Here is a 21,675-nt window from a genome sequence, read left to right as displayed (position 1 = left end):
CGGCGAGCGAACCGTCAATGGGCTGTGGGACCTGATCGGCAAGCTCGTCGATATCTTCCAGCCTGCCGAATGTGCCAATTACTTCAAATCTTGCGGATATGAGCCGGAATGAATGGAAACCGCTCTAATCACCAAGACCGCTCTCTACATGGAACGCCCCACCGAATTGGATGACGGCACCGTCATTTCGGAATTTGCCGTATCCGGAAGCGAGCTGCGTCTGACGGCCGCGCTGCCAAAGGGCATGGCCGAATTTTCCGATGGCACCCGCATGTCCGCAAGCCGGGCCATCTGCGGACGCCGCGCGTTCGTTCCGCTGTTGCAAGGCGGCGCCACGATACGGGCGACCTATTCTGCCAGCAGCAAGCGGCGCGCCGAAGAAATCATCGTGACATCGAGCGATTGCGTCAGTTGAGGTGTCGGGGCGGGAATATGGTGGGCGGTGACGGGCTCGAACAAATTATTTAACATGCGGAAATAAAATCGTTTTTAGACAGCTGCTTTTGAGTGGGCCCCCACATCGGCCCACCCTAAAATTGTTGAAATGCGAAGGCGAAACAGAGGGCTCACATTTCCGCCGAGGCTGGCCAGCGGCCCAGATTTGTGGCCGTTGCTGATCTGATGCCGGCGCGCCTTGACCTCGGTCAGGGCATGACGGGTTCGGGTGGCTGCGCAAGCCGCCAGTCGTTGCCATGCCGGACCATGCCTTCAAAGGTGAAGAGATCGCTGTTGCGATAGCCACGCGCGGGCGGTTCGGCATCGGCGTTCATGGCCAGGCCGAGCATGACCTTGCGGAATTCGAAGATGGCCCGGTCGCTCGATCCCAGCCTGTCGTGGCTGCGGTCCGCGATCGGCCCCATTGATTCCCACATCGCCATGTCCTGCGTGGGGATGCCCTTGATGCCGGTGAAATCCCCGGCCTTCATCGCCGCGCGATCCTGCAGGTAGCCGTTCTGCGCGTTCCGGAACTTGCGGAAGGTGATCGGATCGACGTCCACCCCGGGCACCGCGTCGCAGAACCGGCGCCAGTCTTCGGACGAGATGCCTTTCGTCTCGTGCCAGGCGATCCAGTAGAACATGCAGTTCACGTCATCGATCGGCACCAGCATCTGCGCCAGCTTGTAGCGGTCGGTCGGCGGGATCATCACGGTGAACGGCGCGACGAACAGCGTGGTGCGGACGTAGTCCTGCTGCTCGGGGTCGTGGATCGGCGTGCGGATCGCGGCATAGCGGAAGCCGAACGGCGCGCGCTCCACCTGCAGGCGTGGGGACTTGTCGGCCGAAGGGCGCAGCCACTGGCTGGCGGTGGCGGTCGATCCGCTGACGTCGGTTGCGGTCGGCATGTTGGAGGAATGCAGGCTGCTGCTGTGCGCGGAATCGATGGATCCTTCCAGCACTTGCGCCCAGTTGCATTCGGCATGGATCTTCACGATGGCGATCCGGTCGTCCGGTGCCTTGGTCCACACCGGCGGGTCGAACGGCGCGGGGTTCTCCGGATCGCCCATCCAGGCCCAGACGAACCCGCCGGCCTCGCGCGCGGGATAGGCGCGTGTGCGTACCGCCGTGCGCAGGCGCGCATCGGCTGGCTCGGAAGCCATGTCGGTGACCTTGCCGTCCACGTCGAACTTCCAGCCGTGGTAAAGGCAGCGCAGCCCGCATTCCTCGTTGCGGCCATAGACCAGCGAGGCGCGCCGGTGCGGGCAGCGCTCGTCGAGCACGCCAACGCGCCCTTCGGTATCGCGGAACACCACCATGTCCTCGCCCAGCAGGCGGGCGCGGCGCGGGGTGCCGTCCGGCTCGGCCACTTCCTCGCTCATGCAGACCGGCATCCAGTGGCGGCGCATGACCTTGCCCATCGGCGCGTCGCCCTCGACGCGGCAGAGCAGGTCGTTCTGTTGTGGAGTCATGGCAATTCCCGGCAGGCATTGAGGCGCGCGGCGGCGCGAAAGGAGATATACTTTTAATACTAAGTAATTTGCAATTCAAGAGCGTGCCGGATATGATCTGCGCCGGGAGAGCGGCATGGGCTTGCGGGTGGCGGTGATAGGGTTGGGGCGCGGCGCGGTGCTGACCGTGCCCGCACTGGCCGCGCAGGCGCGGATCGAGCTGGTGGCCGGCTGCGATCCCGACCCGGCGGCGCGGGCGGGGTTTGCCGCTCGCCACGGCGTGCCAGCCTGCGAGACGGTCGAGGCGCTGCTGGCGAATGCCGATTTCGACGCCGCCTATATCGCCTCGCCGCACGAGTTCCACGCCGCGCATACCCTCGCGATGGCTGGTGCGGCAAAGCACGTGCTGGTGGAAAAGCCCATGGCGGTGACGCTGGTCGAGGCGGCATCGATGATCCGCGCGGCCGAAACCGCCGGCACCGTGCTGATGGTCGGGCCGAGCCATGGCTATGATCCCCCCGTGGAGGCGGCAGCGGCGCTGGTAGCGTCCGGCGCGGTGGGGGGCGTCAGGTTGATCCATGCCTTCAACTACACGGATTTCCTCTATCGTCCCCGGCGCCCGGCCGAGCTGGATACCGCGCGGGGCGGCGGCGTGATTCTCAGCCAGGCGACGCACCAGATCGACATGGTGCGGCGGATCGCGGCCAGCCCGGTCACGTCGGTGCGGGCGTGGACAGGCGGCTGGGACGCGCGCGTGACGGAAGGGGCGTTCACTGCGCTGCTGTTCTTCGCCAATGGCGCGGTCGCGAACCTGACCTATTCGGGCTATGCGCGGTATGATAGCGATGCGCTGGCCGGCTGGGTGGGCGAAATGGGCGGCGCGAAAAGCCCGGCGGCGCACGGGCAGGCGCGCGCGCTGTTGGCGGCGATCGACGAGCGGCAGGCCAAGGCTGCCCGCACGTTCGCGGCGGGCGCGGTATCGTCAGGCGCGTCGAAACATCACGAGCGGTTCGGCTCGGTGTTGATAACCTGCGAACAGGCCGACCTTGCCCTGACGCCATCAGGCCTCGACATCCACGCCGACGACGGCGTGCGCCGCGTGGCGGTTCCCTTGCCATCCATCCCGCGCGCCGGCGTGGCCGAAGCGTTCGCACACGCCGTGCTGGATGGCTGGCCGGTGCCGTTCGATGGCCGCTGGGGGCTGGAAAGCCTGGCGATATGCCACGCCATTCTCCTGTCCGCGCGCGAGGGCAGGGATGTCACGCCGTCCGAACTTTATCCGAATGTATCTGAAAGAACGCTATGAGCCGTCTATCGATCTCGCTCGCCTGCTGGAATTACGATCGTACCCAGGCGCTGGCCGACGGCACGATCCGCCCCGATGGTATCGATCTGAACATGCAGACGCTGGATGTGGAAGAGACGTTCTTCCGCATGCTGCGGCACCGCGAATTCGATGCGGCGGAAATGTCGCTGTCATCCTATTGCGTGTCGCTCGGCCGCCCCGATCCGGCGTTCGTGGCGATCCCGGTGTTCCCGTCGCGCCTGTTCCGCCACAGTTGCATCTTCGTGTCGGCGAAAAGCGGGATCGAGCGCCCGGAGGACTTGGTGGGCAAGCGCATCGGCGTGCCGGAATACCAGATGACCGCGCCGGTGTGGATTCGCGGCATCCTGGCGGACGAGTACGGCGTCGATCCCGCCAACGTCACCTATCACACTGGGGGCGAGGAGCAGCCGGGGCGCGACGAGAAGCTGAAGCTCGATCTGCCGGAGCGGTTCCATCTGCGGCCGATCGGTCCCGGCCAGACGCTGTCGCGGATGCTGGCCGATGGCGAGATCGACGCGCTGCACACCGCGCGCACGCCCAGCACGTTCTACAGCGAGCCGGACAAGGTCCGCCGCCTATTTCCCGATTTCGTGCCGCTGGAGCGGGACTATTACCGCCGAACCGGCATTTTCCCGATCATGCATGTCATCGCGATCCGGCGGGACGTGTACGAAAAGAACCGCTGGATCGCCCGGTCGTTGCAAACGGCGTTCGAGGCGGCACAGGCGAAAGTCTATGAGGACCTGCTGGTCACCGCCTCGCTCAAGACGATGCTGCCCTGGCAGATTGCGGCGGTCGAGGAAGCGGTGGCCCTGCTGGGGCGCGACTGGTGGCCTTATGGCTTCCAGGCCAACCGTGCCGTGATCGATACGTTCCTGCGCTATCACCACGAACAGGGCCTTTCGCCGCGCCGGTTGCAGCCGGAGGACCTGTTTGCGGAGGAATGCTTCGAAGCCTTCCGGATATGAAAAGTCGTGCCCTCGTGTGGCGTCGTCATCCGAAACGGACTTGTCCCGGTTTGCCGGCATTCCTATAAAGTTAGTAATCGAAGTATTTCAGCCGTTCCATGCGGGCGTTTCGGGGAGCTTGCGTTTGCGTATTGGAATCAGGGCTATGCGGCGGATTGGTGACATCCGATGACCAGTGCGCGCACGCTCTATGACAAGATATGGGACGCGCACGCGGTTGCGGCGGACGACGGCGATACGCTGCTCTACGTCGATCTGCACCTGCTGCACGAGGTCACTTCGCCCCAGGCCTTTGCCGGATTGCGCCGGGAAGGGCGGGCGGTGCGCCGGCCGGAGCGGGCGCTGGCGCTGTCCGATCACAATGTGCCGACCGAAGGGCAGGCCGCCGGGGTTGCCGCCGTCACCGACGTGCAGGCGCGCGCGCAGCTTGCGGCGCTGGCGGAAAACGCGGCACGGCATGGAATCGAGCAGTTCCCGATGGGCGATCCGCGCAACGGCATTGTCCATGTGGTCGCGCCCGAACAGGGCCGCTCGCAGCCCGGCATGACGATCGTCTGCGGAGACAGCCATACCTCCACCCACGGCGCGTTCGGCGCGCTGGCGTTCGGCATCGGGACGTCCGAGGTCGAGCACGTGCTGGCGACCCAGACCGTGCGCCAGCGCCGTTCGCGCAACATGCGGATCACGATCGATGGCCGGCTTGCCCCTGATGTCCAGGCCAAGGACATGGTGCTGTTCCTGCTCTCGCGGCTGGGGGTGGACGCGGCGTCCGGCCATGTCATCGAATATGCCGGCACCGCCGTCCGTGCGCTATCGATGGAAGGGCGCATGACGCTGTGCAACCTCAGCATAGAGATGGGTGCGCGCGCCGGTCTTATCGCGCCCGACGAGACCACGTTCGCCTATCTGCACGGGCGGCCGGCGGCTCCGACAGGCGCCACCTGGGACGCGGCGTTGGCGCGCTGGCGCGCCCTAGCGAGCGACGCGGAAGCGCGGTTCGATCGCGAGATACGGTTCGACGCGGCGGAGATCAGGCCGATGGTCAGCTGGGGCACCAACCCCGCGCAGACCGTGGCGGTCGATGGGCACGTGCCCGATCCGGCGGGAATGGGCTCGCCGGCGGACGCGGCTGCTGCTGCCCGCGCGCTGGCCTATATGGACCTCGCGCCGGGCCAGCCGATCCGGGGTCTGCGCCTGGACCGCGTGTTCATCGGCAGCTGCACCAACAGCCGGATCGAGGACTTGCGTATGGTCGCCGCGATCGTGCGCGGCCGCAAGGTTGCTCCGCATGTGCGGGCGATGGTCGTCCCCGGCTCCGGGCTGGTCAAGCGGCAGGCCGAGGCCGAAGGGCTGGACGCGATCCTGCGCGAAGCCGGCTTCGACTGGCGCGAACCGGGCTGCTCGATGTGCGTGGGCATGAACGCGGACCGGTTGCAGGCCGGCGAACGGTGCGGCGCCACCTCGAACCGCAATTTCGAGAACCGGCAGGGCAGGGGCGGCCGCACCCACCTGATGAGCCCGGCCACCGCCGCCGCCAGTGCCATTGCCGGCTGCATTACCGATCCCGCAAGCCTGTCGTAGCAGCGGGGGGCGGGGTCAGTCGCCCGCTTCGAACCGGGTGATCGCGCGTTCGTGCCGCAGCGTGCGGGCAATGTCGTCCAGCCCTTCCAGCAAGGTGCGGCGGTCGTCCGGATCGACGTCGAACGGGATTATCTCGCCCGAGGCCAGCGTGATCCGCTGTTCGCCAAGATCGACGGTGACCGGCGCGAGTTGCGACAGCGCGATCTCTTCGCGCAGGCGTTCGCAGGTGCTTTCCGGCAGGCGGATCAGCAGCAGCCCGTTCTTGCGCGCGTTGCCGGCGAAGATATCGCCGAAGCTGGGAGCGATCACGCAGCGGATGCCGAAATCGGTAAGCGCCCAGACGGCATGTTCGCGCGAGGAGCCGCAGCCGAAGTTGCTGCCGCCGACGATGATGCGCGCCTTGCGCCCTTCGCCGCGGTTAAGGATGAAGTCCGGCCGCTCGGCGCCGTCGGGGCTGTAGCGCAGCTCGCGGAACAGATGGGTGCCCAGCCCGGCCCGGTCGAGCGCCTTCATGTAGCGCGCCGGGATGATCATGTCGGTATCGAGGTTGGCGAGAGGCAGCGGGATGGCAACGGCGGTCAGCCGGTCGAACTTTTCCATGGAGCCTTCCAGATAATTAGTATGCTAATTATAAGGCGAGGCGCGCATTGTCCATGGATAATGCGGCAGTGAAGCATTGCGGCGGGATTCCTGCCCCCTTAAGGACAGGCGTTCGCCGGGAGTGCGTGCAACCCTGCAGGCTTGGGCTTTCGGGTTTGGCGAAGAGGAAGACGGCATTGGCCAGGAAGAACCAGACCTATCGGTATCCCGCGGAACATTACACCGTGCCGGAAAACAGCATCGGCTATCTGGCGCGCATCGTGTTCCGTTCGTTTTCGCGCCTGCTCGAGCGCAAGACGTTGATGCACGATGTTTCGGCAGGTCAGTGGCGGTTCCTGCGCCAGCTGTGGCGTGAGGACGGCATCACCCAGCGCGAGTTGAGCGAGCGCGTGGGCATGCGCGAGCCGACCACGGTGGTGGCCTTGAAGGGGCTGGAGAAAGCCGGGTTCATCACCCGCAAGAAGACCGCAGACGATCGCCGCAAGACCTTCATCCACCTGACGCCGCACGCCAAGGAACTGGAACTGATCCTCGCGCCGATGAACGCGGAAGTGCATGACGTGGCGACGCGCGGGATGACCGACGAGGAAGTGGAAACGCTGCGCGCGCTGATGCGCCGGGTGATCGACAATCTGGCCGAGGAAACCTCCAAGCTTTCGGTCCTGACCGACGTCAAGGCCTGACTCGCGCGGCGATCAGCCCCCGTTTGCGACGTTGCTTCCCCAATCGGCCTCAAGCGCGGCCAGCATGTTCTCGAACCGGCCCTGGCCCAGCGCGCCGGCGATCTGTTCGGACAGCGCGTCCATGGCCTGTTGCGCGTCCTGCCGCATACGCTTGCCGGTTTCGGTGAGCGACACGACCATGTGGCGGCGATCGTCGGGATCGGGCTCCAGCGTGACGATGCCCAGATCGATCATCTGGCTCAGCGTGCGGTGAATCGCCTGCCGGGAAATGCCCAGGTTGCGGGCTATGTCGGAAGGGCGCACGATCCCGCTGACGATATTGGTCATGACCATCGATTGCGGGCGATTGACGTCTGGCCAGCCGCGTTCGTGAAGGCGCGCCTGAAGACCTTCATCGAGCCAGCAGAAGCGCTGGAACAGGGCGATGATAAGCTGGTTCGTGAGCATGGAGAGTGGTGGAAATCCCGATATTTCGCCACCTCGATGGCGCCGCCACGCTAGAAGAACGATTTCGTCGAGGCAAGGCGCGGCGCTGTTGCATTTGCAATTTCCTTAGGATACTAACTTTCGTGCGCGGCGGCTGATCGTCTTCGCGCGAACGATAGGGGGAGAGGCAGGGCCGGCATGGACGGGCTGATGCAGAATGTACCGCTGACGGTGGATCGCATCATCGATCACGCGGCGGCGTGGCACGGCACGCGCGAAGTGGTGTCGCGCGATGCCGATGGGCATGTCAGCCGATCCAGCTATGCCGCGATCCATGCCGATGCGCGCCGCGTGTCGAACGCGCTGGCAGCGGCCGGGATCGCGCCGGGCGATCGCATCGCGACGATGGGCTGGAACAGCGGCCGCCACCTTGCCGCCTGGTATGGTGCCGCCGGGATGGGGGTGGTCCTGCATACGCTCAATCCCCGGCTGTTCCTCGAACAGATCGCCTATATCGCCAACCATGCGGGCGACCGGCTGCTGATCGCCGACCCGTCCACCGCCGATCTGGTGGCGCAACTGCTTCCGCAGGTGCCGTCGATCGAGCGGGTGATCTTCTTCTGCGATGGCGCATCGTTGCCGCACACCGACTATCCGGCCATCGCCTTCGATGACTGGATCGCGGACGAGCCGGCCGAATTCGCGTGGGGCGGGTTCGACGAAAACGCGGCCTGCGGCCTGTGTTACACCTCGGGCACCACCGGCAATCCCAAGGGTGTGCTCTATTCGCACCGGTCGAACTACCTTCACGCCCTGATGACGCTGCAGCGCGACGCGCTGGCGCTGTCCGCGCGCGATACCGTGTTGCTGGTGGTGCCGATGTACCACGCCAATGCCTGGGGCGTGGTCTATTCCGCCCCGGCCGTGGGGGCGAAGCTGGTCCTGCCCGGGCAGCGGATGGACGGCGAATCCATCTACAACCTGATCGAACAGGAAGGCGTGACCTATTCCGCCGCCGTGCCCACGGTATGGCAGATGCTGCTGCAATACGTGCAGGAGAACGGCAAGCGGTTCACCACGCTGGAACGCGTGACGATCGGCGGGTCGGCATGCCCGGAATCGATCATCCGCACCTTCCGCGACGAATACGGCGTCGACGTGATCCAGGGCTGGGGCATGACCGAAACCTCCCCGCTCGGCACGGTTTCGGTGCCCAACGCCGCGGTCGCGGCGAAGCCGGCGGACGAACAGATGGCCTACAAGCTCAAGCAGGGCCGCCTGCTGTGCGGGGTGGAGATGAAGCTGGTGGATGATGCCGGCGTCCGCCTGCCGCACGATGGGCGCACGCCGGGCCGGCTGATGGTGAAGGGGCCGACGATCGCGTCCGCGTACTTCGGGGGCGATGGCGGGGATGTGCTGGACGGGGAGGGCTTCTTCGACACCGGCGATGTCGCCACGATCGACGGCGAAGGCTACATGCACATCACCGATCGCGCCAAGGATGTGGTGAAATCCGGCGGCGAATGGATCAGTTCGATCGAGATCGAGAACATCGCCATGGGGCATCCGGCGGTCGCCAACGCGGCGGTGGTGGGCATCGCCCATCCCAAGTGGGACGAACGGCCCATCCTGCTGTGCCAGCTCCTGCCCGGTGCCCGCGCCGGCGGGGATGATCTGCGCGCCTGGCTCGACGGGCGCATCGCGCGCTGGTGGATGCCGGACGATGTGCTGTTCGTGGACGAGATACCGCTCGGCCCCACTGGCAAGATCGACAAGAAGGCGATCCGCGCCGGCCTGACTGGCTATACCCTGCCGTTCGAGGTCACACGCTGAACGCGCTGCACAACAAGACAACCGGGAGAGAAAACGATGGACCCCAACGGGATCGAGGGACTGGACGCTCACTTCATCGGCCTTACATCGCCGACCGCCCCGCGCATCCAGGCGGGCGGGCATCCCTGCCAGGGCATCTACTGGACTGAGGCGGGCAAGCGGCCGAAGGTGGCGATCATCGCCACGCATTACAACGTGGATTTCTCCGAGCACTACATTGCGCCCTATTTCGCGCGGCAGGGGTTCGGCTTCCTCGGCTGGAACACGCGGTATCGCGGGTTCGAGGATCAGTTCCTGCTGGAACACGCGGTGCTGGACATCGGCGTGGGGATGCGCTGGCTGAAGGAGGAGGCCGGGGTCGAGGCGATCGTCATCCTCGGCAATTCGGGCGGCGGCTCGTTGATGGGCGCCTATCAGGCCGAAGCCATCGCGCCGACCCTGACCGATCGGCTGCCCACTGTGGGGCAGGATGCGCTGGCGCAATTGGTGAAGGGCGATCTCTACATCTCGTTCAACGCGCATCAGGGGCGGCCCGAAGTGCTGACCGACTGGATGGATGCCTCGGTGATCGACGAGAACGATCCTGTCGCCACCGATCCGGAACTCGATCCGTTCAATCCCGATAACGGTCCGCCCTATTCCGAGGCATTCGTCGCGAAGTACCGGGCGGGCCAGCGCGCGCGCAACCAGCGGATCACGGACTGGGCCAAGGCGGAACTGGCGCGGCTCAACGCCGCCGGCATTCCTGACCGCATTTTCCCGATGTTCCGCTGCTGGGGCGATATCCGTTGCGTCGATCCCGCGCTCGATCCTTCCGAGCGCAAGCCCAACTGGTGTTACCGGGGCGATCCCGCTGTGGCCAACCGCACGCCCAGCATCGGCCGGGCGAACACGCTCAAGACGTGGCTCAACATGTGGAGCCTAGAAACCTCGCCCTGCCAGGGCGCGCCGCACCTTGCCAAGCACGATACGCCCGCGCTGGTGGTGCAGGGGCTGGCCGATACCGGGGTGTTCCCCAGCGATGCGCGCAAGATCTTCGATTTCCTGGGAAGCAAGGACAAGACGATCGAACTGATCCCGGGCGCGCACTATTTCGAGGATTCGATAGCTGAGCGCCAGAACGCGGCCGATCTCGTCGGCGCATGGATTCGCGAAAAGCTGTGATGGAGCCGGCGGTCGCGAACATCGTCGACGGGTTGCAGGCCGCCGGGTTGATCGGAGGCGCGGAGACGCCGGTGTTCCAGCCGCTCGCGGGTGGCGTCTCGTGCGATGTGTGGAAGGTCGATACGCGGGACGGGCCGATAGTGGTCAAGCGGCCGCTGCCGCAATTGCGCGTGGCGGCCGAATGGCTTGCCCCGGTCGAGCGCGGGACGAGCGAGGTGCGCTGGCTGAAGCGGGCGGCGTCGGTCGATCCCCGGATCGTGCCCGAGGTTCTGGCGGAAATGCCTGCCGATCACGCCTTCGCCATGCGGTTCCTGCCGGATTGCCCGGTGTGGAAGGACGAGCTTGTCGCTGGACGCGTGGATGCCGGGTTCGCGGCAGCGGTGGGGCAGAGCATCGCCGCCGTCCACGCCGCGACTGCCGGCAGCGCCTCGGACCAGGCCATGTTCGCTACCGACGCCATGTTCCGCGCGCTGCGGATTGATCCGTTCCTGCTGCATGTCGCGGCGAAGGAGCCGGCGCTGGCCGGGGCGCTGGAAGCCATGGCCGCCGATCTTGCGGCCAGCAAGGTGGCGCTGGTCCATGGCGATGTCAGCCCCAAGAACATTCTGGTCGGGCCGGATGGACCGGTGTTCCTCGACGCGGAATGCGCCGTATTCGGCGATCCCGCGTTTGACCTGGCCTTTTGCGTCACGCACCTGCTGCTCAAGACCGTATGGCGGGACGACGAGCGGATGCGGCAGGCGGCGGCCGCGCTGGTCGATGCCTATCACGCCGGCGTGAACTGGGAAGACCCCGCCGGTCTTGCGGCGCGGGTGGGGCGGCTGACGGCCGCGCTTTTGCTGGCGCGAGTCGAGGGCAAGTCGCCCGCTGCTTATCTCACTGACCCCAAACATATTGCCGCCGTGCGGGAACAGGCGAGGGCGCTGGTTGCCGCGCCCCGGCCCGTTGGCGCGCTGGTGGCCGACTGGAAAAGGACTGTTGCATGACTTCGCGTATCGTCTCCGTCACCGGTCGCCAGCTCTGGGATTCGCGCGGCCGCCCCACCGTGGAGGCGGAAGTCGCGCTCGCTTCGGGCGCGGTCGGCCGGGCGATCGCGCCCGCCGGAGCCTCGCGCGGGGCGCATGAGGCGATCGATCTGCGCGACGGTGGCAGCGCGTTCGGGGGCTTCGGCGTGAATCGCGCCGTTGCCGGAATCGGGGCCGAGATCGCGGGCGCCATGATCGGCATGGATGCGCGCGATCAGGCTGCGGTAGACCGCGTGCTGTGCGAACTGGACGGCACGCCAGCCAAGGCGCGGCTGGGCGCCAATGCCATCGTCGCGGTGTCGATGGCGGTGCTTCACGCGGCGGCGGCCGATGCGGGCGTGCCGCTGTGGCGCTACCTTGCGGACGGAAGCACGGTGCGCGTGCCCTTGCCGGAAATCCAGATCTTCGGTGGCGGCGCCCATGCCGGGAGGCGGACCGACGTGCAGGACTTCATGATCATGTGCCCCCGCGCCGGATCGTTCCGTCGCGCGCTGGAAATCACCGACGAGGTCTATCGCGCGGCGGGCCGGCTGATGGAAGCGAAAGGACCGCTGACGGGCGTGGCGGACGAAGGCGGCTGGTGGCCGAACTTCGCCTCGAACGAGGATGCGCTGGATACGCTGACGAAAGCGATCGAGGCCAGCGGTCATCGCGCCGGCGAAGACGTTTTCATCTCGCTCGATATTGCCGCCAACGAACTGGGCGACGCTTCCGGCTACACGCTGGCGCTCGACGACCGGCGGCTTTCGGGCGAGGAGATGGGCGCGCGCATCGTGGAATGGACCGGGCGCTATCCGATCCTTTCCGTGGAAGACCCCGCCGGGCAGGACGACTGGGCCACGATGGCCGCCGTGACTGCCGCGATCGGAGACAGGGTGCAGGTTATCGGCGATGACGTGCTGGTGACCAATGCTGACCGCGTCGCGCGGGCGGGAGAGGCGGGCGTGTGCAACGCGGCGCTGATCAAGGTGAACCAGGTAGGCACCGTGACGGAGGCGAAAGCGGCGCTGGACGCGGCGCAGGCGCGGGGCTGGGGCGCGCTCGTCTCCGCGCGGTCGGGCGAGACCGAGGACGTGACGATCGCGCACCTGGCGACGGGTTGGAATGCCGGGCAGCTCAAGGTCGGCAGCTTCACCCGGTCCGAACGCATGGCCAAGTGGAACGAGGTGCTGCGGATCGAGGAGACGATGGGCGGCGATGCGGTTTTCGCCGGCGCGTCCGCTTTCGCCGCGCCGATCGCGGCGGCGCTCGCATGATTGTCCTGCACGCCCGGCCCAGCCCCGGCTTCCGCGCGGCGGTGGATGCGGTGTTCGGTGCCGGCGTGGTGGTGCACGTCGACGAGGCCGAGGCGCTGGATGGCGTGGCCGATGCCATCACCGTGCTGTTGCATGTGCTGACGCCGGTGACGCCGCCGTTCATCGCCTCCGCGCCGAAGCTGCGGCTGATCCAGAAACTGGGCGTGGGCGTGAACACTATCGCGCTCGATGCGGCGCGCGAACACGGCGTGGCGGTGTGCAACATGCCCGGCACCAACAGCCAGGCGGTGGCGGAAATGGCGCTGTCGCTGATGCTGGCGGTGCTACGCCGGACCTGCTTCTTCGACGCACGCACCCGCGCGGGGGAAGGGTGGACGGCCGATCCCGCGGAACTCGACAGCGTGGGCGAGATTGCCGGGCGCAAGGTGGGCCTCGCCGGTTTCGGCAATTCGGCGCAGCGGTTGGCACCGGTGCTGGCGGCGCTGGGGGCGGAGGTGGTTTATGCCGCGCGCACCCCGCGCGATGTGCCCTATGCCTTCTGGCCGCTGGAGCGGGTGATCGCGGAGTGCGACATCGTGTCGTTGCACATGCCGCTGACCGAGGAGACGCGCGGCGCGATCGATCCGCTGGCGATGAAGGCGGGGGCGGTGCTGGTGAACACCGCGCGCGGCGAACTGGTGGACGAGGTGAGGCTGGTGGAGGCGCTGCGTTCGGGCCATCTGCGCGGCGCGGGGCTGGACGTCTTCGCGCAGGAACCGGTCGCGCCCGATAATCCCCTGCTGGCGCTGCCGAACGTGGTGCTGGCGCCGCACATTGCCTGGCTGACGCCGGAAACGCTCGTGCGCTGCCTTGAAGTCGCCCGGGAAAACTGCCGTCGGCTCGCCACCGGCGAGGCCCTGCTGCACAAGGTGGCGTGATGCCGGTTCCCGTCGTTCTTATCACCGGCCAGTTGCTGACCGAGGCGGTCTGGCAACCGCTGCTGGAGGCATGGCCCGATCGCGCGGTGATCGTGGCGGACAATCGCCGCGACGATACGATAGAAGGCTTCGCGCAGCGGCTGCTTGATATGGCGCCGCCGCGTTTCGCGCTGGTCGCGCATGCAATGGGCGGCTTCGTCGCCTTCGAGGTCATGCGCCGCGCGCCGCAGCGGGTGGAGCGGCTGGCGCTGCTCGCCACGCTGGCTTCGGCCGATGGCCCCGCGCAGACCGCACGGCGGCAGGGTTATATCGACCTCGTGGAAAGCGGCCGCTTTGCCGATGTGGTCGAGGAACGCATCCCGATCCTGTTCCCGGAAGGCCGCCGCGACGACGCGCGACTGCTTGGCATCGCTAGGCGGATGGCGGCCGATACCGGCGCGGAAACCTTCCTGCGCCAGCAGCGCGCGATCATGGCGCGGATCGATAGCCGGCCGCGCCTGCACGAGATCGCGGTGCCGACGCTGCTGGTGTGGGGCGATGGCGATGGGATTACCAGCCGGGCGCAGCAGGACGAGATGCTGGCGGCAATCCCCGGGGCAAGGCTGGCGGTGGTGCCCGGCGCTGGGCACCTTGCCACGATCGAGGCGCCGGACGTGGTGGTGCCGCTGCTGACCGGCTTTCTTGACGGCACGGCTGGGTGATCGCAGACCGGATGCGAAACAAGGGGAGAGCGGAATGATCGATCTGGAAGCGATCCGGACGCTGGCGGATATTCCGACGGCGCAGGCGCGCCGGCGTGGCGAGGCCATCGCGGTGAAGTTCGGCGAGCGGGAGACCAGCTATGCCGCGCTCGATGCCCGCTCCAACCGCATCGCCAATGCCCTGATCGCTTCGGGTATCCGCGCCGGCGACCGGGTGGCCGTGCTGACGCGCAACCACGATGCGTGGTATCCCCTGTTCTTCGGCGTGGCCAAGGCGCGGGCCTGTCTCGTGCCGGTCAACTGCCGTCTGGCCACGGCGGAGATCGCGTTCATTCTGGAAGACGCCGCGCCCCGCATCCTGTTCGTGGGTGAGGATTTCTGCGATGCGGCGCGGGCTGCCATCGGCGATCTGGAAAACCCGCCCACCGTGGTGGCGCTTTACGGCGCGGGCGCTGGTTTGGTCGCGCTGGAAGAATGGCTTGGCGCGGCTACCGACAGCCGGCCGGGCGATGCGCCGCAGCTCGATGACGACGTGCTCCAGCTTTACACCAGCGGCACCACCGGGCGGCCCAAGGGCGTCGTGCTGGCCAACCGGAACTATCGCAGTTTCCTGGAGATGGCGGCGGAGGTCGATGGTTTCGCCTATGGCGAAGACGAGACGGTGATGATCGTCATGCCGCTGTTTCACGTCGCGGGCACCAATATCGGGTTTTCCGGGCTGGCGCAGGGCGCGCGGCTGGTGCTGGTGCGCGATTTCGATGCGGCCGGGATCATCGGCCTGATGCAGCAGGAACGGGTGGCCCACGCCTTCCTGGCCCCGGCGATGATCCTGATGATGCTGCAGCGGCCGGAGGCGGCGGCGGCAGACTATGCGGCGCTGCGTACCATTGCCTATGGCGCGTCGCCGATCGCCGAGGACGTGCTGCGCCGCGCGCGCGCCACGTTCGGATGCGGTTTCGTGCAGTTCTACGGATCGACCGAATCGACCGGTGCCGGTTCCTGCCTCTCCCCGTCCGCACACGATCTGCCGGGCAAGCTCACCTCGTGCGGGCGGCCATGGCCCGGCATCGAGATGGCCATTCTCGACGCGGAAGGCCGGGCGCTGGCGGATGGCGAGATCGGCGAAATCGTGATCCGGGGCGGCATCGTGATGCAGCGCTACTGGAACCGCGAAAGCGCTTCGGCGGAAACGCTGGCGGGCGGCTGGCTGCATACCGGCGATGCCGGCTTCCGCGATGCCGATGGCTTCTATTTCGTGCACGACCGGATCAAGGACATGATCGTTTCGGGCGGCGAGAACGTCTATCCCGCCGAAGTGGAAAGCGCGATCATGGGTTGCCCCGGCGTGGCCGATGTGGCGGTGATCGGCGTGCCCGACGACAAGTGGGGCGAGGCGGTGAAAGCGCTGGTGGTTCCGGCGCCGGGTGCCGAGCCCGATCCCGCCGCGATCGTCGCCTGGGTGCGTGATCGCATCGCCGCCTACAAGGCGCCCAAGAGCATCGATTTCATCGCGGCGCTGCCGCGCAACCCTTCGGGCAAAGTGCTGCGGCGCGAGTTGCGCCAGCCGTTCTGGGAAGGCCGCGCCCGCGCCGTGGGGTAGCAAGGGCGATTGGCTTGAAAACTTGAGCGCGTGGAAGGCCCACCCCCAGCCCCTCCCGCAAGCGGGAGGGGAGAATATGGGGCAGCCCCTCCCGCATGCGGGAGGGGAGTGAGACTTGCGCCGCCTCGGGCGGCGTTAGTCGCAGCGGGGTGGGCTTCCTGCGCTCAGTTCACCGGCACCGGCGTCCGCCCCACGATCATGCCTTCGCGCTTGGTGCCATCGGCCTGCACCGGATCATGCGCCACGTCGCTTTCGTCGAGCTGCTTGGTCCAGGCCGCGAATTCGAGGCAGACGCCGTCGGGGTCGAAGAAATAGACCGAGCGGACGAAGACATCGTCGTGCATTTCCGCCGAGGCCTGCATCGGCGAATTGTCGTGGTTCAGGATCGGCGTCACTTCCACGCCCTTGGCGATCAGGCGCTGGTAGTATTCGTCGAACTTTTCCGCGCGCACGTTGAACGCGATGTGGTTCATCGATCCGTGCGCGGAAACGAAGCTGCCGCGCGTGGGCAGCGCCGCCGGGGCGGACACGCCGGGCGCGGCTTCGGGCGCATCGGGGAACCAGAAGAAGGCCAGGCTATCGCCATTGCCGATATCGAAGAAGAAGTGCTGGCCCCGGCCCATCGGCAGGTCGATGGTCTTGGTAAGCGGCATCCCCAGCACGTCGCGGTAGAATTCCACCGTTCGCGCCATGTCCTTGCACACCAGGGCAAGGTGGTTGACGCCCATGAAATCGAATTCCGAATTGGTCGAGGCCATCATCCTTCTCCTTTGGTTTTCTAGCCGGCACTGGCGCTGGGGCGGGCTTTCACCCGTTCGTACCAGCGCAGGATATTGGCGTTGGCGGGATCGAGCGGCTGCCCCACCGACACGCCGAAATCGAGGAAAGCGAACAGCAGGATATCGGCCAGCGTAAGCGTGTCGCCGGCGATGAAATCGCGGCCGGCGATCAGCGCGTCGAGCCATTTGACGCCGTCCTGCGCAAGGGCCTTCAGGCCGGCGGCGGCTTCGGGCAGCACGCGCATGCGGGGTTCGAAGAACGCCAGGCCCTCGGCATAGCGGAAGCCGTTGGTCAGCGGTTCGCAGATCTTCAGATCGACCCGGCGCGTCCACATGCGGGTATTGGCGCGTTCTTCCGCCGTGGCACCGATCAGCACCGGATCGGGGAAGCGCTCTTCCAGATATTCGCAGATCGCGGTGATTTCGGCGATGGTCGCGCCGTTGTCGAGTTCCAGCGCGGGCGTCTGCCCCGCCGGATTGACGTCCACGTTATAGGGCGCGCGCCGGTTCTCGCCCCCCCGCAGGTCCACCGTGACCGTGGGGATCTCGATGCCCTTTTCCGCCATGAACATCGTCACGACGCGGGGGTTGGGGCCAATGGAATTGTAGAACTTCATGGGCTTCCTCTCGTCCGAATATAAGCAATTAGCATTCTAAATGTCAACTATGTTGACGAATATGCCAGCCTCAGCCCCGGTCTTGGCCAGCGGACGCGGATGAGCGTTCCACTGGTCGAGGCCGTGATGAAGGCGTCGCGCAAGTCGGCGCCTCCAAAGGCGATGTTGGTTATGCCCACATCCGGCAAAGGGAGGAACTCGGAACCGCCCTGCGTTCCAAATATGGTGATGCCGCCTTCTATCATCGTGCCCACGCAGATGCGGCCGTCCTGTTCGATCGCCATGCTGTCGAGCAGCCGGAAGGCGGGGGGTGTTCCCACGAAGTGGCCGGGTGCCCATGGCGGCGGCGGCGCGAGCACGCCGGGGGTGATGATGTCCATCGCCCACACGCGCGCCGTCATCGTTTCGCTGACGTAAAGCGTGCGGCCATCCGGAGACAGGCCGATCCCGTTCGGCCCCATCATCTCGGCGCGCTGGCGGGTGATTCTCGATCCGTCCGCAAGCGCGTGATAGATCGCGCCGTGATCGCGGCCTGACGGACGCACATGCCCGTGGTCGGTGAACCAGAAACCGCCGTGTGCATCGAAGACGATGTCGTTGGGGCCTTTCAGAGGTTCGCCTTCGAAACTGTCGTAAAGCGTGCTGACGTGCCCGGTGGCGAGGTTCACCTTATGGATCGAGCCGCAGGCCTGCGCATGGGCGGCATGGCCGGGAAACAGCAGCGGTCCGGCCTCGGTCCATTCGAAACCGCCGTTGTTGCAGACGTAGGCGGCGCCGTCCGGTCCGATGGCCAGGCCGTTGGGGCCGCCACCCAGCTCCGCGACCGTGGTGGCGTGGCCGTCCGGTGCGATCCGCGTCAGCGTGCCGCGCGCGATTTCCACCAGCAGCACCGAACCGTCGGCCATGGCCACCGGGCCTTCCGGGAAACGGAGGCCCGTGGCGACGGTTTCAGGTTCGCCGTAGGCGCTCATTCCCCGTTCGGACGTGGCGCGCTGAGGAAGTCCGCCGCGCTGAAGCCTTCTGGCGCGGCCACTTCCACGATGGGGTCTTCGCGCGCATCAAATTCCATGCGCAGCGCACGGGTGATCACCGCGTGCATGTCGTAAAGGCACGTAATGTATGTGAATTCGAAGATCTGCTCGTCGTCCCAGAAGGTCTTGAGCTTGGCGAACACTTCCAGCGGCACGCGCCCGCCCGCCTGGCTGAGGCAATCGGCATAGGCGAGCACGGCGCGCTCCTGCTCGTCGTAGCAGTCCGCGACCGTCCAGAAGGCGATGGAGGCGATCTTCTCCTCGCTCACGCCCAGGCCGCGCAGCGATTTGCAATGCTGCGAGAACACGAACTGGCTGCCCTTGACCCATCCCGCGCGCGTCTGTCCCAGTTCGCGCAGCACCGGGTCGATCCTGCGGGAAGGGTGGCGATAGACAGCAAAGCCATCCACCGCGTGCTTGAAGATGTCCGGTGCCAGGGCATAGACCGTCCACCAGTCGCCCGGCGTGCCGGTGGCCGTGCCGGGTTCCGCAACGGGATCGCGATCGCCGAACAGGCGGTTGTAATAGGCGATGACGGTTTCGTCGGTCACTTCGGACCGGGGAACCTGGCGCAGCACGGGCATCGGGCTTCTCTCCTCAGGCGTTCGCGAACTTGCGGAAGGCGGCGACGTGGGCGGAATCGAAATATTCGTCCAGCCGGGTGATCTTGCCGTTTTCGACCTTGCACACGATGGCGCAGGGCAGGCGGACTTCGCCATCGTCGTGGGTGCGGCGGCCCTTCAGGACGTGCTGCTGCACGAAGCCGCCGGGAAAGGTCGTCAGCCGCCGTTCGGCATATTCGCGCTCCTTGATCCGCGCGACCATGCCGGTCAGCGTCTGCGCGGTCTGGTCGCGCGTGACGATCAGTTCGTCGGTATTGTGCCAGATTTCCGCGTCCGGCGTGAAGCTGTTGCGCATCGTCTCGATGTCACCCGCCTCGATCGCGTCGAAGAGGCGCTGCGCCATGGCGCGGATGTCGTCCTGTTCAGCCATCGTTCTCTCCTGGTTTTCCGGCGCCGAACATGCGGCCGCCGTTCGCGGCGATCAGGCCGTCTATATCGTCGCCCTTGTAAGCCGGATCGGCGGATTCGCCGAAGGCGGACAGCATGTCGCGCGTGACGAGTTCGGCCATCGCCTTCCATTCCGGATGCGTGAATATCCAGAATTCACCGGCTTCCACCGCACGGACCACGCGCTCCCCGATGCGATCGGGCGGCATGCCGCCGGCCAGCACCCCCTGCATCGCCTGGCTGGTCGCGGCGGCCTTGCCGATCTCGTCCACCGCCGGGCGCAGATCGCGCGTGGTCTCGACGATGCGCGTGGCCGCCATGCCGGGCATCAGCACCGAGATGCCGACGCAGCTATCGGCCAGTTCGTTGCGCAGCGCCATGGCGATGCCGAGCGTGGCATACTTGGAGCTGATGTAGGCGACCGAGATCGGCGGCGGCACGATCGCCACCATCGATGCGGTGATGACGAGGTGGGATGCCTCGCCCGAAGCCTTCATCTCGCCCAGGAACGTCCGGCAGGCATAGAGATGCGCGTGCGCGTTGACGGCATAGTTCCAGCGCCAGACATCAGTATCGTATTGCTCGAACGGACCCGAGCCACCGCCCACGCCCGCGTTGCTGAACAGGATGCGCACCGGGCCAAAGGCGCGTGCCTTGTGGCCGGCTTCGGCCCAGCTTGCCTCGTCGGTAACGTCGAGCTGCAGGCCCATGGCGCGGGCGCCTGCGCGGGACAGCGCTTCGGCGGCGGTGGCAACGCGATCGGCATCGATGTCGGCCAGCACCACCGAGGCGCCCTTTGCCGCCAGCGCGCGGGCCGTCGCCAGCCCCAGGCCGCTGGCGCCGCCGGTGATGAAGGCCGTTTTGCCGGCTATGCTGGTCATGCGCGGAAATCCCGTTCGAGGTGGCGTGTCATCGCCAGTTGGGCGAAGCCGGCGGCGAGCGCGAAGGGCAGCAGCGCCATGAGCGCCCAGCGCAAGCTGTCCGCGCCATGGAGCGTCTTCAGCCCGTCGCTGGCGATACCGACGAACAGCGGGCCAAGGCCAAGGCCGACGATGTTGAACATCAGCATCAGCACGGCGGCCGCCGTGGCGCGGGCGCGGGGCGGGGCAAGGTTCTGCACCAGTGCCAGCGCGGGCGCGACATAGGCGGTGCAGGCCGCCATCGGCAGCAGCAGCAGCGCCAGCGAAACCTGCCAGCTTCCCGCCAGCAACGCGGCGGCGAAGCTGGGCACGGTGACAAGACTCGCCAGCGCCGGAACCAAGCCATAGGCGCGGGGCGAACGCCGCGCCGCCTGGCTGACGAGCCATCCGCCGCCGAGAATGCCGATGGCGAAAGTCACGCCGGCGGCCGGGGCGAACCATGTGGCCATGGCGGCAAGGGGCATGCCCTGCGTGCGCATCAGGAACGCGGGAATCCAGTTGAGCATGCCATAGCTGACGAAGGCCGCGAAACCGCTGCCGATCATCACCATCCGCAGCGATCGCCGGCGGACGAACAGCGCCAGCGTCTGGCGGACGGGCAGGGCGGTATCGGGCATGTCGCCCTCCGCTCCATCCATCCTGCCGCGTGCGGGTTCGGGGACGGTCCAGATCAGCAGCGGCGCCACCACGATGCCAACCAGGCCGATCAGCAGAAAGGCGTTGCGCCAGCCGATATGCGCTGCCGCCCAGGCGCCGAACGCCGCACCCACGAACACGCCGAACGGTCCATTGCAAGTGAACAGGCCGATCGCCAGAGGGCGCTTGTCGGGCGGGTAGAGATCGGCGATGGCCGACAGCGAGGGGGCGGTTCCGCCGGCCTCGCCCGATCCCACTCCGAAGCGCATCAGCGCAAGCCGCCAGAAGTTGCTGACCAGGCCGCAGGCCGCGGTGAACGCGCTCCATACCACGCAGGCGATGCCGATCAGTTTCACGCGCTGCCAGCGGTCGGCGATCATCGCCACGGGAACGCCCATCGCGGCATAGAACAGGGCGAAGGCAAGTCCGGTCAGCAGCCCGAATTGCGTATCGGTGAAATGGAGATCGGCCCGGATCGGCTCAACCAGCACCGACAGCAGCTGCCGGTCGACGAAGTTCACTGTGCCGATCAGGAACAGCATGGCCAGCGCCGTATTCCGGCGCAGGGCGGAAGGCTGCCCCAGCGGCGCGGCGCGCGCATCAAGAGCGGCGGCTTTCGTCAATGGCTCTCCCCAACGGGCCGAGATTCTTCTCTTGCGAAAATACTTAGATATGTAAGTTTAACTGTCAATACGCTTTACGGTAAGTGGAGCCA

22 protein-coding genes and 1 pseudogene are annotated in these 21,675 nt (G+C 66.7%); 13 read left to right on the top strand and 10 right to left on the bottom strand.

The annotated features are described in order from the left end of the window. A pseudogene (locus tag EH199_RS03525) lies at positions 1–112 on the top strand (IS630 family transposase); the annotation flags it as partial. 36 nt (positions 113–148) lie between these two features. Beyond that, complete coding sequence (locus EH199_RS03520; RefSeq protein WP_124807868.1) at positions 149–415, top strand: hypothetical protein; 267 nt, start codon at positions 149–151, stop codon at positions 413–415. A gap of 229 nt (positions 416–644) precedes the next feature. Here EH199_RS03520 and EH199_RS03515 read toward each other — a convergent pair whose 3' ends face one another. Then, positions 645–1,907 (bottom strand): Rieske 2Fe-2S domain-containing protein, encoded by a 1,263-nt coding sequence (locus EH199_RS03515; RefSeq protein WP_124807867.1) that lies wholly within the window; start codon positions 1,905–1,907, stop codon positions 645–647. A gap of 115 nt (positions 1,908–2,022) precedes the next feature. Here EH199_RS03515 and EH199_RS03510 point away from each other — a divergent pair, with 115 nt between their 5' ends. The 3 genes from EH199_RS03510 (at position 2,023) to leuC (ending at position 5,762) form a co-directional block, all read left to right on the top strand. Next, entirely contained in the window at positions 2,023–3,192 is a 1,170-nt protein-coding gene (locus EH199_RS03510; protein WP_124807866.1) for a Gfo/Idh/MocA family protein, read from the top strand. Continuing rightward, positions 3,189–4,181, top strand: coding sequence for an ABC transporter substrate-binding protein (locus EH199_RS03505; protein WP_124807865.1), 993 nt, complete (start codon positions 3,189–3,191; stop codon positions 4,179–4,181). The genes EH199_RS03510 and EH199_RS03505 overlap by 4 nt, the downstream gene beginning before the upstream one ends. A gap of 168 nt (positions 4,182–4,349) precedes the next feature. Next, positions 4,350–5,762: a 3-isopropylmalate dehydratase large subunit gene (gene leuC / locus EH199_RS03500; RefSeq protein ID WP_124807864.1), complete on the top strand. Its 1,413-nt coding sequence runs from the start codon at positions 4,350–4,352 to the stop codon at positions 5,760–5,762. Between the two features lie 15 nt (positions 5,763–5,777). On the opposite strand, the gene leuD is transcribed toward leuC, so the two are convergent. Then, on the bottom strand, positions 5,778–6,362 hold the full coding sequence (gene leuD / locus EH199_RS03495) for a 3-isopropylmalate dehydratase small subunit (protein ID WP_124807863.1): 585 nt from the start codon (positions 6,360–6,362) through the stop codon (positions 5,778–5,780). A gap of 176 nt (positions 6,363–6,538) precedes the next feature. On the opposite strand from leuD, the gene EH199_RS03490 reads away from it, so the two are divergent. After that, complete coding sequence (locus EH199_RS03490) at positions 6,539–7,045, top strand: MarR family winged helix-turn-helix transcriptional regulator (RefSeq protein ID WP_124807862.1); 507 nt, start codon at positions 6,539–6,541, stop codon at positions 7,043–7,045. A gap of 12 nt (positions 7,046–7,057) precedes the next feature. Here EH199_RS03490 and EH199_RS03485 read toward each other — a convergent pair whose 3' ends face one another. After that, positions 7,058–7,492, bottom strand: a complete 435-nt coding sequence (locus EH199_RS03485; RefSeq protein ID WP_124807861.1) for a MarR family winged helix-turn-helix transcriptional regulator — start codon at positions 7,490–7,492, stop codon at positions 7,058–7,060. Positions 7,493–7,669: 177 nt separating this feature from the next. On the opposite strand from EH199_RS03485, the gene EH199_RS03480 reads away from it, so the two are divergent. Genes EH199_RS03480 through EH199_RS03450 form a run of 7 tightly spaced genes read left to right on the top strand, consistent with a single transcriptional unit; the run spans position 7,670 to position 15,967 of the window. After that, positions 7,670–9,304 (top strand): long-chain-fatty-acid--CoA ligase, encoded by a 1,635-nt coding sequence (locus EH199_RS03480; RefSeq protein WP_124807860.1) that lies wholly within the window; start codon positions 7,670–7,672, stop codon positions 9,302–9,304. 36 nt (positions 9,305–9,340) lie between these two features. Further along, entirely contained in the window at positions 9,341–10,468 is a 1,128-nt protein-coding gene (locus tag EH199_RS03475) for an alpha/beta hydrolase (RefSeq protein ID WP_124807859.1), read from the top strand. Then, complete coding sequence (locus tag EH199_RS03470; RefSeq protein WP_124807858.1) at positions 10,468–11,454, top strand: phosphotransferase family protein; 987 nt, start codon at positions 10,468–10,470, stop codon at positions 11,452–11,454. The genes EH199_RS03475 and EH199_RS03470 overlap by 1 nt, the downstream gene beginning before the upstream one ends. Further along, positions 11,451–12,749 (top strand): phosphopyruvate hydratase, encoded by a 1,299-nt coding sequence (gene eno, locus EH199_RS03465; protein ID WP_124807857.1) that lies wholly within the window; start codon positions 11,451–11,453, stop codon positions 12,747–12,749. Before EH199_RS03470 ends, eno begins: the two co-directional genes overlap by 4 nt. Continuing rightward, complete coding sequence (locus EH199_RS03460) at positions 12,746–13,666, top strand: NAD(P)-dependent oxidoreductase (protein WP_124807856.1); 921 nt, start codon at positions 12,746–12,748, stop codon at positions 13,664–13,666. Before eno ends, EH199_RS03460 begins: the two co-directional genes overlap by 4 nt. Beyond that, complete coding sequence (locus tag EH199_RS03455) at positions 13,666–14,367, top strand: alpha/beta fold hydrolase (protein ID WP_124807855.1); 702 nt, start codon at positions 13,666–13,668, stop codon at positions 14,365–14,367. The genes EH199_RS03460 and EH199_RS03455 overlap by 1 nt, the downstream gene beginning before the upstream one ends. 34 nt (positions 14,368–14,401) lie before the next feature. Continuing rightward, complete coding sequence (locus EH199_RS03450; RefSeq protein WP_124807854.1) at positions 14,402–15,967, top strand: long-chain-fatty-acid--CoA ligase; 1,566 nt, start codon at positions 14,402–14,404, stop codon at positions 15,965–15,967. A gap of 164 nt (positions 15,968–16,131) precedes the next feature. Here the strand turns inward: EH199_RS03450 and EH199_RS03445 are convergent, their stop codons facing one another. From EH199_RS03445 to EH199_RS03415, 7 genes are read right to left on the bottom strand one after another with little or no spacing between them, the layout of a single operon-like run. Further along, a complete protein-coding gene (locus EH199_RS03445) occupies positions 16,132–16,728 on the bottom strand; it encodes a VOC family protein (protein WP_124807853.1) in 597 nt (198 codons plus the stop codon). Between the two features lie 17 nt (positions 16,729–16,745). Further along, positions 16,746–17,363 carry a glutathione S-transferase family protein gene (locus tag EH199_RS03440; RefSeq protein WP_124807852.1) on the bottom strand — a complete coding sequence of 206 codons (618 nt, stop codon included), beginning with the start codon at positions 17,361–17,363 and terminating at the stop codon, positions 16,746–16,748. A gap of 47 nt (positions 17,364–17,410) precedes the next feature. Beyond that, positions 17,411–18,334 carry an SMP-30/gluconolactonase/LRE family protein gene (locus tag EH199_RS03435; protein WP_124807851.1) on the bottom strand — a complete coding sequence of 308 codons (924 nt, stop codon included), beginning with the start codon at positions 18,332–18,334 and terminating at the stop codon, positions 17,411–17,413. Beyond that, on the bottom strand, positions 18,331–18,978 hold the full coding sequence (locus EH199_RS03430) for a carboxymuconolactone decarboxylase family protein (RefSeq protein WP_124807850.1): 648 nt from the start codon (positions 18,976–18,978) through the stop codon (positions 18,331–18,333). The genes EH199_RS03435 and EH199_RS03430 overlap by 4 nt, the downstream gene beginning before the upstream one ends. Positions 18,979–18,991: 13 nt before the next feature. Then, positions 18,992–19,387 (bottom strand): nuclear transport factor 2 family protein, encoded by a 396-nt coding sequence (locus tag EH199_RS03425; RefSeq protein ID WP_124807849.1) that lies wholly within the window; start codon positions 19,385–19,387, stop codon positions 18,992–18,994. Continuing rightward, complete coding sequence (locus tag EH199_RS03420; protein ID WP_124807848.1) at positions 19,380–20,285, bottom strand: SDR family oxidoreductase; 906 nt, start codon at positions 20,283–20,285, stop codon at positions 19,380–19,382. The genes EH199_RS03425 and EH199_RS03420 overlap by 8 nt, the downstream gene beginning before the upstream one ends. Further along, on the bottom strand, positions 20,282–21,583 hold the full coding sequence (locus EH199_RS03415) for an MFS transporter (protein ID WP_124807847.1): 1,302 nt from the start codon (positions 21,581–21,583) through the stop codon (positions 20,282–20,284). Before EH199_RS03415 ends, EH199_RS03420 begins: the two co-directional genes overlap by 4 nt. Positions 21,584–21,675: the final 92 nt, after the last annotated feature.

The organism is Novosphingobium sp. LASN5T (assembly GCF_003856955.1).
Lineage (GTDB): Bacteria > Pseudomonadota > Alphaproteobacteria > Sphingomonadales > Sphingomonadaceae > Novosphingobium.
Note: the sequence above shows the minus strand (reverse complement) of the source record. Positions and strands in the feature narration are given on the sequence as shown.

What these genes read in the sequence shown, in the direction of transcription:
- EH199_RS03520 (WP_124807868.1), top strand. Translation starts at nt 149, where the DNA reads ATGGAACGCCCCACCGAATTGGATGACGGCACCGTCATTTCGGAATTT.
- EH199_RS03515 (WP_124807867.1), bottom strand. Translation starts at nt 1,907, where the DNA reads ATGACTCCACAACAGAACGACCTGCTCTGCCGCGTCGAGGGCGACGCG.
- EH199_RS03510 (WP_124807866.1), top strand. Translation starts at nt 2,023, where the DNA reads ATGGGCTTGCGGGTGGCGGTGATAGGGTTGGGGCGCGGCGCGGTGCTG.
- EH199_RS03505 (WP_124807865.1), top strand. Translation starts at nt 3,189, where the DNA reads ATGAGCCGTCTATCGATCTCGCTCGCCTGCTGGAATTACGATCGTACC.
- leuC (WP_124807864.1), top strand. Translation starts at nt 4,350, where the DNA reads ATGACCAGTGCGCGCACGCTCTATGACAAGATATGGGACGCGCACGCG.
- leuD (WP_124807863.1), bottom strand. Translation starts at nt 6,362, where the DNA reads ATGGAAAAGTTCGACCGGCTGACCGCCGTTGCCATCCCGCTGCCTCTC.
- EH199_RS03485 (WP_124807861.1), bottom strand. Translation starts at nt 7,492, where the DNA reads ATGCTCACGAACCAGCTTATCATCGCCCTGTTCCAGCGCTTCTGCTGG.
- EH199_RS03480 (WP_124807860.1), top strand. Translation starts at nt 7,670, where the DNA reads ATGGACGGGCTGATGCAGAATGTACCGCTGACGGTGGATCGCATCATC.
- EH199_RS03475 (WP_124807859.1), top strand. Translation starts at nt 9,341, where the DNA reads ATGGACCCCAACGGGATCGAGGGACTGGACGCTCACTTCATCGGCCTT.
- EH199_RS03470 (WP_124807858.1), top strand. Translation starts at nt 10,468, where the DNA reads ATGGAGCCGGCGGTCGCGAACATCGTCGACGGGTTGCAGGCCGCCGGG.
- eno (WP_124807857.1), top strand. Translation starts at nt 11,451, where the DNA reads ATGACTTCGCGTATCGTCTCCGTCACCGGTCGCCAGCTCTGGGATTCG.
- EH199_RS03460 (WP_124807856.1), top strand. Translation starts at nt 12,746, where the DNA reads ATGATTGTCCTGCACGCCCGGCCCAGCCCCGGCTTCCGCGCGGCGGTG.
- EH199_RS03455 (WP_124807855.1), top strand. Translation starts at nt 13,666, where the DNA reads ATGCCGGTTCCCGTCGTTCTTATCACCGGCCAGTTGCTGACCGAGGCG.
- EH199_RS03450 (WP_124807854.1), top strand. Translation starts at nt 14,402, where the DNA reads ATGATCGATCTGGAAGCGATCCGGACGCTGGCGGATATTCCGACGGCG.
- EH199_RS03445 (WP_124807853.1), bottom strand. Translation starts at nt 16,728, where the DNA reads ATGATGGCCTCGACCAATTCGGAATTCGATTTCATGGGCGTCAACCAC.
- EH199_RS03440 (WP_124807852.1), bottom strand. Translation starts at nt 17,363, where the DNA reads ATGAAGTTCTACAATTCCATTGGCCCCAACCCCCGCGTCGTGACGATG.
- EH199_RS03435 (WP_124807851.1), bottom strand. Translation starts at nt 18,334, where the DNA reads ATGAGCGCCTACGGCGAACCTGAAACCGTCGCCACGGGCCTCCGTTTC.
- EH199_RS03430 (WP_124807850.1), bottom strand. Translation starts at nt 18,978, where the DNA reads ATGCCCGTGCTGCGCCAGGTTCCCCGGTCCGAAGTGACCGACGAAACC.
- EH199_RS03425 (WP_124807849.1), bottom strand. Translation starts at nt 19,387, where the DNA reads ATGGCTGAACAGGACGACATCCGCGCCATGGCGCAGCGCCTCTTCGAC.
- EH199_RS03420 (WP_124807848.1), bottom strand. Translation starts at nt 20,285, where the DNA reads ATGACCAGCATAGCCGGCAAAACGGCCTTCATCACCGGCGGCGCCAGC.